This window comes from Halorussus marinus (genome assembly GCF_004765795.1).
GTDB lineage: Archaea > Halobacteriota > Halobacteria > Halobacteriales > Haladaptataceae > Halorussus > Halorussus marinus.
Map to the genome: position 1 here is coordinate 377,520 of NZ_SBIV01000003.1, position 12,045 is coordinate 389,564.

The window sequence follows — 12,045 nt, forward strand, 5'->3', positions numbered from 1 at the left end:
AGCTCGACTCGTCTTCCGGCAGTCGGTCGCCGCGCCCGCCGACCGTCACCCCTCGGTTCCGGCGTCGGCGCGTCTGGCGGCGAGTCGGCCGAACGCCGCGGCCTCACGACGCCGCTGGTCGCTCGCGGGAGCGTCGTCGCGCACGCGCTCTTTGACGACGCCGACCGCCTCGGCGTCGTGGGCGGCCACCTCGTCGGCGACCGCGCGGGGTTCGTCGGTCACTCGCGAGACGAGCCCCATCCGGAGCGCCGCCTCGGCGTCGACGGTCCGCCCGGAGAGCGCGAGATCGAGCGCCTCGCCCTCCCCGACGATCCGCGGCAGGCGGACGGTTCCGCCCCACGCGCCGAACAGCCCGAGTGCGACGCCGGGCTCGGCGAACGTCGCCGCCGGGGTCGCGACCCGGATGTCGGCCGCGAGCGCGAGTTCGACCCCGCCGCCCCGGGCCGGGCCGTCGACGCCGGCGACGACGACGGCGTCGGCCGCCTCGATCGCGTCGGCGACGCGCTGGCCTCGTTGGGCGAACGCCTCGGCGGCCTCCCGATCGAGTCCCTCGACGACGTCGAGGTCCGCGCCGGCGCAGAACGCCGACCCGGCTCCCCGGAGGTACACCACCGGTCGGTCGGCCCCGGTCACGGCGGCTTCGAGCGCGTCGAGCCCCTCTCTGGTGAGCGCGTTCCGGCGCTCGGGGCGGTCGACGGTGACGGTTCTGACCCGGTCTCCGTCCTCGATTCGGATCACGTTCGTCCCTCGGAGTCGGTTTCCAAAGGTCTTTGGCGGTGCCGTCGCTAGGATCGCCTAATGGATGCGGCCGTCAGGGCACGAAAGGCGGGACGACGAGCGGTACGGGACGTCACGCCCGGTCCCCTCCGCGAACGAATTCACTCGCTGCTGGACGACTCGGCGATGGTGCCGGGCGTGCTCACCCTCGCGTCTGCACGCGCCGTCGAGGCCGCCGACGCCGGCGCCAGCGGCGTCGAGGACCGGGCCGCCGGCGTCCAGCTCATCTACGAGGGGCTCGGGCTCACGCGAGCGCTCGCCGACGAGTCGCCGTGGGACCGCGAGCCGCCCTACACCGACAGCAACATCGACATCATCGCGGCCGACGTGATGGTCGCTCGGGGCTTCTCGTTGCTCGCGCACACCGAAGCCGCCGACAAGGCGGTCGAGACGGTCGAATCGTTCGGCCGCGACCAGACCGAGGGCCAACAGGGCCGCGAGTCGCCGCCCCACGCCCTGGAGGCCGACGTGTTCGAACTCGCGGTGCTCGCGGGGACGACCACGTTCGGCGTCGACCCCTCCGACTCGCTGCGGTCGTACGCCGGGGAACTGGCGGCCGCCGTCGGCGAGGACGGTCCGCAACCGCCCGAGACCCTCCCCGAGGAGGTCGCCAAGGCGATGGCCGACGTGCCGACCCCCCGGAAGTTCGACGGGGCCGACGAGGCCCACCCGTCGGCGACCGATCCCTAGTGCGAATCGAAACGCCTAAAGAGGGTTCCGGGCTTATCGTAGAATGCGTTCGAGCGCCTGGGTAGCTTAGAGGTAAAGCGCGTCCTTGGTAAGGACGAGAGCCCGGGTTCAAATCCCGGCCTAGGCTTCTCCCGTTCTGGCGACGACCTCGTAGGCGCCCGTTGCTCTGGCTCTCAAACGATCCACGACACTAGCCGTGCTGAACGCAGGGCACATTTCAGTCCCTGCACCGTGCGGAAAACGCATTTAGTAGAACTCTGGCAAGATCGATCTGACCCGTCCCGAGACGCCGTCTATTCGACCAGACCGGTCGCCGCCCGTATTCACGGTGCTCTGGCGCTCACACGCCCGTTCTGCACAGCGAACTTCCGAGAGATCCGGATTATCGGCCCCGTCGAAACCCGATCGTAGGAACATGTGTATCGTGACCTCGAGTAGGATCTGAGGATGGCGAACACCGCCGGTGTACGCCACCACTGTTCGGAACCGCCGTACTCCTCGTGAGCGGGGTCGTTCTCGTCCACGGCGCGGTCCGGTACGGGCGAGACTACGGACCGAACACCGGTTTCGTCCGACTCGAATTGCTCGTCGGTCTCGTCACCTGCGCGTTCGGTCTCTTGCCGGGGACCTCCTCGACGCGAGACGGGCCGGCTAGGTAGGGGCCCGACGAAGCCTGAGTATTACGATCTCGTCGAATCGGCATAACACAACGTAGTTATCGAAGACTCGTCAACCCGGGCCCCGTGAACGTTCCTTTCGGGATTTCTGGACGGAGAACCGTCCTCAAATACTACCTCTACAAGTCGACCAAAGCGGTCGAGTTTTACCGGCCGATCATGTACCTCTTTTTCCTGGCGCAGGGACTCAGCTTCACCCAGATCGCGATCCTGGAGGCGCTGTACAACGTGACGACGCTGGTCGGTGAGATTCCGACCGGCTACGTCGGTGACCGAATCGGCCGCCGGAACAGCCTGCTCGTCGGCACCGTACTGATCGCCGTCACGTTGCTGGGTATCGGCCTCTCCGAGTCGTTCCTCGCGCTGGCGGTCCTCTACGTCTGCTGGTCGATGGGGTACAATTTCCGGTCGGGAAGCGAGGACGCGTGGCTCTACGACACCCTCACCGACGACCTCTCGGAGAGCGAGTTCGCCCACGTTCGCGGGCGAGGCGAGTCTGCGTCCCTCGCCGTCGGCGCTGTCGCGGCGATCACTGGCGGGTACCTCGGAAGCATCGACCTCTCGTATCCGTGGTTCGTGGCCGCCGCCGTTACCGGACTCGGTGCCGTCGTTGTTCTCACCCTCGGCGAACCCGAGAGCTACAGGGAAACCGACGCCGACGACCTGAGCCTCCGCAGGACCGTTGGAATCGTCAGAGACGCCCTCTCGAGCCGGAATCTCCGATCGTTCATCCTCTACTACTACGTCCTCTACGCGGCGGTCACGTACCTCGTGTTCGTCTTCGTTCAGCCGATCTTCGAGACGGTCGTCGTGAGCGTCGGCGTGTCAGAATCGCAGGTAGAGTCGCTTTTGGGGTGGTTTTACGCGGGGTACAGTCTCGTCGGAGCGGTGATCAGTTACTACACCGGCGCGATTAAGGAGACGATCGGCGTCCGGTCGTGGTTCCTGATACTGCCGTTCGTCGTCGGAACGGCCCTCGTCGGGATGTACTTCGTTCCGATCCTCGCACTCCCGACGTTCCTGGTCGCCCGTGGGCTCTCGGACGTGACGCGATCGTTCGCCGGCCAATACGTCAACGATCGTATCGAGACGCTCGGACGGGCGACCGTCCTCAGCTCGATGGCGATGGTCAGTGGCTTGGCGGTCGTTCCGTTCCAACTCGGGAGCGGTGTGATCTCCGATCGTGTGTCGCCGCTGTTCGCCTTGGCGGTCGCCGGAGGCGTCCTCGTCGTGGGGTCTGGCGCGATCCTCGTCTGGGAAATCCCGGTGTCTGAGTGAACGCTACGCTCTCTGGCCCGACGGCTCCGGAGTCTCGGTGGACGGTGAGCGTCCACTCGGAGCGTCCGATTTCGCCGAACGTTCACCACGAGTCGTCGCGATGCCGACTCTGCGCGCTGTCTTCGGTGTGTCGTTTCTCTCGGTCGCCGAGGTGGTCTCGAGCGCGACGAACGCGCATCCCGACCCGGCCCGATGGGCGTCCCGCGCGACCGAACACGCTCGCGCCCCGCCCGAGCGCCGCCGGTCGTGCTCGGCCTTCAAACGGCCCGTTCCGCGTAGCTATCACGCCAGCCCGCCGAGAAACCACCGTCTTTTTGCCGATCTGCGCGCTACGGATCGACGTATGGCGGTGTCGACGATCTTCGTCGTCGGCGTGATCGCGGCCGTCTTCGTCGGGGTGAACGTCGGCGGCTCTTCGACGGGCGTGGCGTTCGGACCGGCGACCGGGAGCGGGGTGCTGTCGATGCGCCGGGCCTCCGGGCTGATGGCCGTGTTCGTGGTGCTCGGCGGGTTTACGATCGGAACGAATGTCGTCGATACGCTCGGGACCGACTTCGTCCCCGCCCAGTACTTCACGCTCGGCGCGTCGATCGGTATCCTCCTGTTCATTGGCCTCGGTATCCTGCTCGGGAACGTGCTCAAGGTGTCGACCAGCACCAGCCAGACCGCGGTCGCGGCGGTCGTCGGGATGGGCGCGGCTCTCGGGGTGCTCGACTGGCGGACCGTCGGGGTCGTCGGCATGTGGTGGCTCCTCTCGACGATCCTCGCGTTCTGGCTCTGTGCGTTCGTCGGGCGGTACTTCTACGACGCGGTCGTGGACGCCCTCGACCTCGAATCCGGCGACTCCGGCCGCCTCGCCGAATTCGCGGTGATCGCTATCGGGTGTTACATGGCGTTTTCGGCGGGCGCGTCCAACGTCGCCAACGCGGTCGCGCCGCTGGTCGGCTCGGGCGAGCTCGGCATGACGACCGGTGTCGCGATCGGCGGGGTGGCGATCGGCGTCGGCGCCTTCGCGCTCGGCCCCCGGACCATGGAGACGGTCGGCGAGGACATCACCGACCTCTCGCTGGAGGCGTCGCTGATCGCCGAACTCATCGCGGCGTCGATCCTCACCGGGCTGAGCTGGGCCGGCATCCCGGCGAGCCTCGCGGTCGTGCTCACCGCCTGCGTCATCGGGCTCGGCTGGGGCCGGGCGAGCCGCCGGGTCCCGATCCACGCGATGGTCGACCCCGACGGGCCGACCGACGAGGCGCGCTCGACGTGGGCCGCCGATCAGCTCGACCTCTTCGATCCCGCGACCACCAAGCGGATCGTGACGACGTGGATCGCCACCCCGACGGCCGCGGGGCTGATCGCGTTCGTCACCTTCGAGCTCGCAGAGCAGTTCCGGCTCCTCTCGTGAGCGATCGACCGGAGGGGCGGCCGCGGCGTCGGCCGGTCGCGGGGGTCTCGGTCCGGTACGAGTCAGGCTTTTGGCCGACAGCTTCGAACTATCGGACGACCATGTCACTGGAGGCACTCAGCGGTCGCTTTCAGGGGCGACAGACCCAGTTTCACATCGAACTGCTGTACGGACTGCTCTTCGTCGTCGGCTTCGGCTATCTCGTGTTTCGCGTCGACCCGCGCGTGGCGGCGTTCGAGGGCGGGCTCGTTGTCGGCTATCTGTTGCGGATCTGGGAGAAGATGTCCATCTACGAGCGGATCCTCGAAGAGCGGATCTCCCAGGAGGCCGAGCGGCAGGTCGAGTCCGAAGTCGAGGATCAGGTGGCCGACGAAGTCACCACGCAGGTCGAATCGGAAGTGGCGACCCGAGTCGAAGATCGGGTCGACGAGGAGGTCGCGACCGAACTCGAAGCGCAGGTCGACGAGGAGGTCACCACGCAGGTCGAATCGGAAGTGGCGACGCAGGTCGAAGACCGGGTCGACGAGCGAGTCGAACGCGAGGTCGAGGAAGCGATCGAGGCCGAGATCGGGGATCTCGACGAGCAGATCGACGAGCGCGTGACCGAACAGCTCGACGACGACGAGGAGTCTCGTCCGGACGACTCGTCGGCCTGATGTCAGGACGACGATGCCGATGGTGGTCGAGCGCCGCCGGTCGCCGCCCCTCGGATTACCGTCGCTTCTCGCTCTCGGTTTCGTCGCCGTTCGTCGCTCGGCGCTCGCGGTAGTCCGGTAGCGCGTCGTCCTGCATCACGGCGGTCCGCCCGCCATCGACCAGTAGCGACTCGCCCGTGAGGAAGGCGGCGTCGTCGCTCGCGAGGAACGCGACCGCGCCCGCCACGTCGGCGGGCCGGCCGAGCCGACCGACCGGGTGGATCGATTCGAGGTGCTCGCGGTACGAAGCGTCCATCTGCTCGGTCGTCCGGTCGACCGCGACCCACCCGGGGTTGACGGTGTTGACCCGGACCGCCGGCCCGAAGTCGAGCGCCATCGCCCGGGTCATCCCGTTGATCCCGGCCTTCACGGCGTTGTACGGGAACATCTCTGGCATCGTCAGAAACGCGTGGTTCGACGAGACGTTGACGATGGCGCCCTCGTCCATCTGTTCGCGGGCGCGCTTCGCACACAGCCAGTAGGCCCGGAAGTCGGTTTCGAGCACCAGCTCCCAGTCGTCGATCGACGCCTCGGCCGCCCCGGTGTCGGTCTCGACGCCGGCGTTGTTCACGAGCACGTCGAGGCCGCCGTACTCCGCGGCGGTCGCCTCGACCAGCGCCGCGATGTCGTCGGGGTCGCGCATGTCCGCCCGGACGAACGTCGCCTCGCCGCCCGCCGCCTCGACGTCGGCGACGGTGGCCGCACCGTCGTCCTCGCTCCGGCCGGTGACGACCACGTTCGCGCCCTCGCGGGCGAACCGCTCGGCGACGCCCGCGCCGATGCCGCGGGTCGAGCCGGTGACGAGGACCGTCTCGCCCTCGAAGCGCCGGGGGCGGTCGGTGTCGGACACGGTCACCACTCCGCGATCCCGCCGTCCTCGTGGCGCCAGACGGGGTTGTGCCAGTCGACGTCGCCCGCGACCGCCCGGACGTGGTCCTCGTCGATCTCGACGCCGAGGCCCGGCCCGTCGGGCAGGTCGACGTAGCCGTCCTCGTAGTCGAACACCGACGGGTCCGAGAGGTACTCGAGTACGTCGCTGGTCTCGTTGTAGTGGATGTCGAGGCTCTGCTCTTGGATCAGGGCGTTGGGCGCGGTGGCGTCGACTTGGACGCAGGACGCCAGCGCGATCGGGCCGAGCGGACAGTGGGGCGCAAGCGCCACGTCGTAGGCCTCGGCCATGTCGGCGATCTTCTTGACCTCGGTGATGCCGCCGGCGTGGCTCAGATCCGGCTGGACCACGTCGACGCTCCCGTTCTCGAACACCTGTTTGAAGTCCCACCGCGAGAACAGCCGCTCGCCGGTCGCGATCGGCGTCGTGGTGTGGGCGGCGATCTCGGGGAGCGCGTCGTTGTGTTCGGGGAGCACCGGCTCCTCGATGAACATCGGCCGGTGGGGTTCGAGCGCGGCCGCGAGCCGCTTTGCCATCGACTTGGCGACCCGGCCGTGGAAGTCGACGCCGACGTCGACCTCGTCGCCGACCGCCTCCCGGACCGCCCGCAGGCGATCGACCGCGGCGTCGACCGCGGCCGGCGAGTCGATCCGACGCATCTCGGGGGTCGCGTTCATCTTGAGCGCGCTGAACCCCGCCTCGACCTTCTCCCGGGCGGCCTCGGCGACGTTCTCGGGGCGGTCGCCGCCGACCCACTGATACACCCGGACTCGGTCGCGCGCCTTGCCGCCCAAAAGCTCGTAGACGGGCGCGCCGAACCGCTTGCCCTTGATGTCCCAGAGGGCCTGATCGACGCCAGCGATCGCCGACATCAGGACGGGGCCGCCCCGGTAGAACCCCCCGCGGTACATCGTCTGCCAGTGGTCCTCGATCCGGCCGGCCGGCTCCCCGAGGAGGTAGGTGTCGAGCAGTTCCTCGACGGCGGTCCGGACCGTGCGGGCCCGCCCTTCGACGACGGGTTCGCCCCAGCCGACCGTCCCGTCGCTCGTCTCCAGTCGGACGAACAGCCACCGCGGCGGGACCTCGTACAGTTCGTAGTCGACGATCCGGTCGGTCACGCCCGACCACCACGGGGACGGGACGGCGCGGGGACGCGACGCGGCGTCGGTTCTCGGAGTGTCATCGTCAGATACCGGGGAGCGACGCGGCGGCGGCTGATAAGGTTTGGCGTTCGGCTCACCGACCGAGAGCGGTCGGCGAGTCGGGACGAGAGACGCTGATTCTCCACACGTCACCGAGGCCGGATCGGCGACGTCGGACGACGTGGCGAGTGTGGGGCGCTCACTGATCGGGTTCGGGGTCGAAGACGTCTGGCTTTTCCTCGCCTTCGGCCGCGATCACGGCCATACACCCCTTCCGGGCGACCCGGGTCAGCGAGTGGTCGACCAGCTTGACGCCGCCGGGGACCGGGAAGTCCATAGTCGCGACGGTCGCGGTGCCCGGCCGGACGGGCGTCGTCTCGATGTACTTCTGGGTCCGGGAGGTGAGCGATCCCTTCGGGTACAGCTCTTTCCACACGTTGCCGATGGGGTGGAAGCTACTGGTGAGGTTGGGGCCGCCGGTCACGAAGTACACCCGGGCGGTGTCGCCGGTCTCGACGGTCATCGGCCCGCGGCCGTCCGGGGTCAGCGCGTACTTCTCGCCGTTCATCAGGACGTAGCTGGGCTCCTCGCGGCGCATCGCCTCGGTGTCGAAGGCGTGGTGGCCGCTCTCGCCCGCGCGCTTGTCGGTGTAGAGCTCGTGCTGGCCGACGTAGAACTCGTGGTCGACCGCCGGCAGGCCGTCCTCGGGCTCGACCAGGATGATGCCGAACATCCCCGCCGAGATGTGGGTGTCCATGTTCGGCACCGCGCAGTGGTAGATGAACGCCCCGGGGTAGGTCGCCTTGAACCGCAGGCGAGCGCTCTCGCCCGGCGGGACGGTGGTGGCGTCGGCGCCCCCGCCCGGCCCGTAGCAGGCGTGGAAGTCCACGTTGTGGGGCATCGTGTTCTCCTCGGGGTTCTCGAAGGTGAGGTCGACGGTGTCGCCCCGCCGGACCCGGATCATCGGCCCCGGAATCTGGCCGTCGTACGTCATGTAGTCGAACGTGACCCCGTCTTCGATCTCGGCGGTCACCTCCTCGGCCCGGAGGGTCCTCGAAACCGTCTTTGGCTCGCTTCGGTCGATGGGGTCGGGGATGTCGGTCGGGTCGGCCGCCACTCGGTCGGTCGTCGTCTTCGTCGTAGTCTGTTGTTGCATGGTCGTGTCCGTCGCGCTCGGAGCGGTTTCGCTAGCACACCCGGCGAGCGACGCCGCGCCGCCGAGGCCGATACCCTGCAGGACCGTCCGCCGATTGGTTCGAGGCATTGGGAGTCACCTTACACTTGCAGATAGCGACCGACCCACCTTCAACCGGGTCGGCGATTCTCGGTCGGACGGAACGCCGACGAACACGTTCACCGGGTTCTCAGAGTTTGAGAACCGTCGGTCAGTCTCGACGCCGCCGGGCGAGACCGAAAGAAGTGTGGCCGGTCAGTCGTCGTCGAGCACGCCGCCGGCCGCGGCCGGCGTGTCGGCGGGCGCCTCGCTCGCCGATTCGCGGCGGACCCGAATCTTCTTGACCACGTCGTAGCCGAAGAGGGCGGTTCCGAGGATCACGAGCACGTCGCCGGGCATCCGGGCCCAGAACAGCAACTGAACGAGCTCGCCCTCGTAGAACGCCAGACTCCGGGCGGCGTCGTAGCTCTGCGTGAACGCCACTTCGAGCTGGAGAAATCCGACCGGGAGCAGGCTGATCCCGACCATCAGCGCGAGCCCGGCGTTCCACGTCCAGAACGCCCACCGGAGGGTGCGCTCGCGCCACTTGGCCTCGGGCACCGCGATCCGGAGCATGTAGACGACCATCCCCAGCGCGAGCAGGCCGAACGCGCCGAACATCGCGGCGTGGGCGTGGGCGACCGTGAGGTAGGTGCCGTGCTCGAAGTAGTTGATGAACGGGAGGTTGATGAAGAACCCGAGCACCCCCGCCCCGACGAAGTTCCAGATCCCGCTGGCGACGATGAACATGAACGGGAGCGTGTAGGGGAACGACTCGCCGCTGGCCGCCATCGCGCGGTACTGGCCCATCGCCTCGTAGAGGATGAACACCAGCGGGATGAGTTCGAGCGTCGAGAACGCGCTCCCGATCGGGATCCACATGTCGGGCTGGCCGACCCACCAGTAGTGGTGTGAGACGCCGATGACGCCGGTCCCCATCACGAGCAGGGCTTGAACCATCACCGCCTTCTCGGCCGAGCGCCGATCGAGCAGGTTCATGCTGGTGAGGGTGACCCCGACCAGCGCGACGATGAAGAACTCGAAGGCGCCCTCGACCCACATGTGGACGACCCACCACCGCCAGAACTCCGTGACGACGATGTTGGTCTGGGGCGTGTAGAGGAACCCCGCACAGAACAGCAGGGCGATCGACCCGCCCGCGTACAGGATCATGTGCGCGAGGCCGTACCGGGGCTCGCGGTCGAGCAGGGGCTTGAGCCCGCGGGCGGTCAGGACCGCCCACGCGAGGAAGCCGACGAGGATGCCGGCCTGCCAGAGCCGCCCGATCTCGAGGTATTCGAGCCCCTCGTTGCCGAGGATCCACCAGAGCGCGCCGTCGAAGTACCCCTTCGAGCCGAGCCAGACCCCGGCGAGGCCCCCGACCACGACCACGACGAGCGCGCCAAGCAGGCCGTTGACGTATCGGCCCTGATTCTTCGGCTCGCGGCCGGTCAGCAGCGGCGGGAGGAACAGCCCCGCCCCGAGCCACAGCGTGGCGATCCAGAGGATCCCGAGGTCGATGTGCCACGTCTTGGCGATGGCGAACGGGAGCATCGAGAGGAAGTCGATGCCGAGCAGTTCGCCGAGCCCGAAGAACGCGTCGCGCTCGATGTAGTAGTGGGCAAGCAGTCCGCCCAGCAGGACCTGCGCGAGAAACAGCCCCGCCCCGACCACGACGAACCGGAGCGCGGCGGCCTGTCCGGGGAAGAGGTTCACCTCGCTCGGCCGGGGCACCGTCACGCCCTCGGTGTCGGGCTCGGGGAGCTCGATCGACTTGTAGAGCCAGACGCCAAAGCCCGCCCCGGCGACCAGCAACACCATCGCGACGACGCTCCAGGTCATCGCCGCGCCGGTGGCGTCGTTCCCGGCCGCGGGCTCGTAGGGCCACTCGTTGGTGTACGAGTGGTCGCCGGCCGGCCGATCGGTGTGGGAGAACCACGCGGTCCAGAGCGCGAAGTCCGCGAACTCCCGGGCCTCCTCCTCGCTCTCGATCATCCCCTCGGGGACGCCCCGCTCGGCGCTCCCCTCGTGGTAGCGCTCGACGTACGTCCCGCGGACCTGCTCGTGGGCGTACGCCTCGGCGGCCGAGTACTCGATCCGGTCGCCCGGCTCGCCGTCGCCGAGATCGCCCTCGACCGCCACGTCGACGGTCGCCCGCTGGTCCTCGGCGAGCGCGTCGTACGAGGCGTCGTACTGCTCGCGGGCGTAGTAGTCTCGCATGTGCGCTACTTTCAGGTCGAGCGCGTCGGCGGTGTAGTCGGCGCCGTAGTACGCGCCGTTACCGAGGATCGACCCGTGGTTCATCATGCCGTTCGACTGGAAGGTCGTCTTGCCCGCCTGGACCTGCTCGGCGGTGACCACCGTCTCGCCGTCGGGACCGACGACTTCCTGGGGGATCGGCGGGGCCTCCTGATAGGAGTACCACGCGCCCACGCCCATCACCGCCAGGTTCAGGACGAACACGACTGCCAGAATCTTGGCGAGCGTGCTGCGTTTGACTCTCATACAGTTCGGGGTTGCCGTTCGGGGACCTTTTACCCGGAACGCGATTCCCGGCGGTTCGAAACCCGGCCGAACGCGTTCGGGCGCGTCGGGACACCGATGACCGGCGCCGCGACTCCGGGCGGTCGTCGCGGGACGGCGGCCGGGCTGGTCGTCTCACATGCCGCGCGAAAAGTGAGGAGTGTACGTCTGCGCGCCCCGGTCGCGACCGCCGCTCTGGGGGTCAGTCGTCGTCGGCTCGCCGGGCCAGTACCAACAGCGCGGTGCTGTCTTGCTCGGCCTTCGGCGAGACCTCCTCTCGGCCGTCGAACCGGAGGAGATCGCCGGGTTCGAGCACGTTCGACTCGCCGTCGACTCGCACGTCGAGGCGTCCCGACACCGCGTGGACGACGATCTCCCGGTCGGGGTGGCGGTGGGCGGGCACCTCCTCGCCCGCCGCCAGCGACAGCCCCACCGTCTTGGGCTCGCTGGCGGGGAACGCGACTTCGCGGGGCGTCTCGGTCAGGTCGTCGAGGCTGGCGGTCTCGACCATCACTGCTTGGGGAACTTCGCCACGAATTTCTCGTCGTCCTCGCGATCGACCTCGTAGCCGTCGGCATCGAACGCCTCGACCTCCGCCCGCATCTCGTAGAACAGGGGCTTGGGCTCGTGGTCGTTGACGATCTCCAGCGTCTCGCCGGCGTCCATGTCCTCGAACGTCTGGTGGATCATCGGGTGGCGCTCCGGCGGCGGAATCTCGCGGACATCTAGGGTTGGCATGCGATCGAACGTTTGCCCACG

General features: G+C 68.4%; 11 protein-coding genes and 1 tRNA gene. 5 read left to right on the forward strand and 7 right to left on the reverse strand.

The window, feature by feature from the left end:
* Nucleotides 1-45: 45 nt before the first annotated feature.
* Entirely contained in the window at nt 46-738 is a 693-nt protein-coding gene (locus EPY72_RS08735; protein ID WP_135806165.1) for an enoyl-CoA hydratase/isomerase family protein, read from the reverse strand.
* Between the two features lie 60 nt (nt 739-798).
* On the opposite strand from EPY72_RS08735, the gene EPY72_RS08740 reads away from it, so the two are divergent.
* The 5 genes from EPY72_RS08740 to EPY72_RS19675 all read left to right on the forward strand — a co-directional run bounded on the left by EPY72_RS08740 (nt 799) and on the right by EPY72_RS19675 (nt 5,480).
* The gene (locus EPY72_RS08740; protein ID WP_134668895.1) at nt 799-1,467 is read left to right on the forward strand and encodes a DUF7114 family protein; all 669 of its coding nucleotides are present in this window, start codon (nt 799-801) and stop codon (nt 1,465-1,467) included.
* Between the two features lie 55 nt (nt 1,468-1,522).
* A tRNA-Thr gene (locus EPY72_RS08745) sits at nt 1,523-1,594 on the forward strand.
* Nucleotides 1,595-2,303: 709 nt separating this feature from the next.
* Nucleotides 2,304-3,422, forward strand: coding sequence for an MFS transporter (locus EPY72_RS08750; protein ID WP_135806233.1), 1,119 nt, complete (start codon nt 2,304-2,306; stop codon nt 3,420-3,422).
* 343 nt (nt 3,423-3,765) lie between these two features.
* The gene (locus EPY72_RS08755; RefSeq protein WP_134668897.1) at nt 3,766-4,824 is read left to right on the forward strand and encodes an inorganic phosphate transporter; all 1,059 of its coding nucleotides are present in this window, start codon (nt 3,766-3,768) and stop codon (nt 4,822-4,824) included.
* A gap of 101 nt (nt 4,825-4,925) precedes the next feature.
* Nucleotides 4,926-5,480, forward strand: coding sequence for a hypothetical protein (locus EPY72_RS19675; RefSeq protein WP_209019545.1), 555 nt, complete (start codon nt 4,926-4,928; stop codon nt 5,478-5,480).
* 55 nt (nt 5,481-5,535) lie between these two features.
* Here the strand turns inward: EPY72_RS19675 and EPY72_RS08765 are convergent, their stop codons facing one another.
* The 6 genes from EPY72_RS08765 to EPY72_RS08790 form a co-directional block, all read right to left on the reverse strand.
* Nucleotides 5,536-6,369: an SDR family NAD(P)-dependent oxidoreductase gene (locus tag EPY72_RS08765; RefSeq protein ID WP_244605549.1), complete on the reverse strand. Its 834-nt coding sequence runs from the start codon at nt 6,367-6,369 to the stop codon at nt 5,536-5,538.
* Nucleotides 6,370-6,371: 2 nt separating this feature from the next.
* Complete coding sequence (dgoD, locus tag EPY72_RS08770) at nt 6,372-7,526, reverse strand: galactonate dehydratase (RefSeq protein WP_135806167.1); 1,155 nt, start codon at nt 7,524-7,526, stop codon at nt 6,372-6,374.
* 223 nt (nt 7,527-7,749) lie between these two features.
* Nucleotides 7,750-8,814 carry a copper-containing nitrite reductase gene (gene nirK, locus EPY72_RS08775; RefSeq protein WP_135806168.1) on the reverse strand — a complete coding sequence of 355 codons (1,065 nt, stop codon included), beginning with the start codon at nt 8,812-8,814 and terminating at the stop codon, nt 7,750-7,752.
* A 165-nt stretch (nt 8,815-8,979) separates the two neighbouring features.
* Nucleotides 8,980-11,268: a nitric-oxide reductase large subunit gene (locus EPY72_RS08780; RefSeq protein WP_135806169.1), complete on the reverse strand. Its 2,289-nt coding sequence runs from the start codon at nt 11,266-11,268 to the stop codon at nt 8,980-8,982.
* A gap of 220 nt (nt 11,269-11,488) precedes the next feature.
* Nucleotides 11,489-11,797: a cupin domain-containing protein gene (locus tag EPY72_RS08785; protein ID WP_134668907.1), complete on the reverse strand. Its 309-nt coding sequence runs from the start codon at nt 11,795-11,797 to the stop codon at nt 11,489-11,491.
* A complete protein-coding gene (locus tag EPY72_RS08790) occupies nt 11,797-12,024 on the reverse strand; it encodes a DUF2249 domain-containing protein (protein WP_135806170.1) in 228 nt (75 codons plus the stop codon). The genes EPY72_RS08785 and EPY72_RS08790 overlap by 1 nt, the downstream gene beginning before the upstream one ends.
* Nucleotides 12,025-12,045 lie beyond the last annotated feature (21 nt).

What these genes read in the sequence shown, in the direction of transcription:
- EPY72_RS08740 (WP_134668895.1), top strand. Translation starts at nt 799, where the DNA reads ATGGATGCGGCCGTCAGGGCACGAAAGGCGGGACGACGAGCGGTACGG.
- EPY72_RS08750 (WP_135806233.1), top strand. Translation starts at nt 2,304, where the DNA reads ATGTACCTCTTTTTCCTGGCGCAGGGACTCAGCTTCACCCAGATCGCG.
- EPY72_RS08755 (WP_134668897.1), top strand. Translation starts at nt 3,766, where the DNA reads ATGGCGGTGTCGACGATCTTCGTCGTCGGCGTGATCGCGGCCGTCTTC.
- EPY72_RS19675 (WP_209019545.1), top strand. Translation starts at nt 4,926, where the DNA reads ATGTCACTGGAGGCACTCAGCGGTCGCTTTCAGGGGCGACAGACCCAG.
- nirK (WP_135806168.1), bottom strand. Translation starts at nt 8,814, where the DNA reads ATGCCTCGAACCAATCGGCGGACGGTCCTGCAGGGTATCGGCCTCGGC.
- EPY72_RS08780 (WP_135806169.1), bottom strand. Translation starts at nt 11,268, where the DNA reads ATGAGAGTCAAACGCAGCACGCTCGCCAAGATTCTGGCAGTCGTGTTC.
- EPY72_RS08785 (WP_134668907.1), bottom strand. Translation starts at nt 11,797, where the DNA reads ATGGTCGAGACCGCCAGCCTCGACGACCTGACCGAGACGCCCCGCGAA.
- EPY72_RS08790 (WP_135806170.1), bottom strand. Translation starts at nt 12,024, where the DNA reads ATGCCAACCCTAGATGTCCGCGAGATTCCGCCGCCGGAGCGCCACCCG.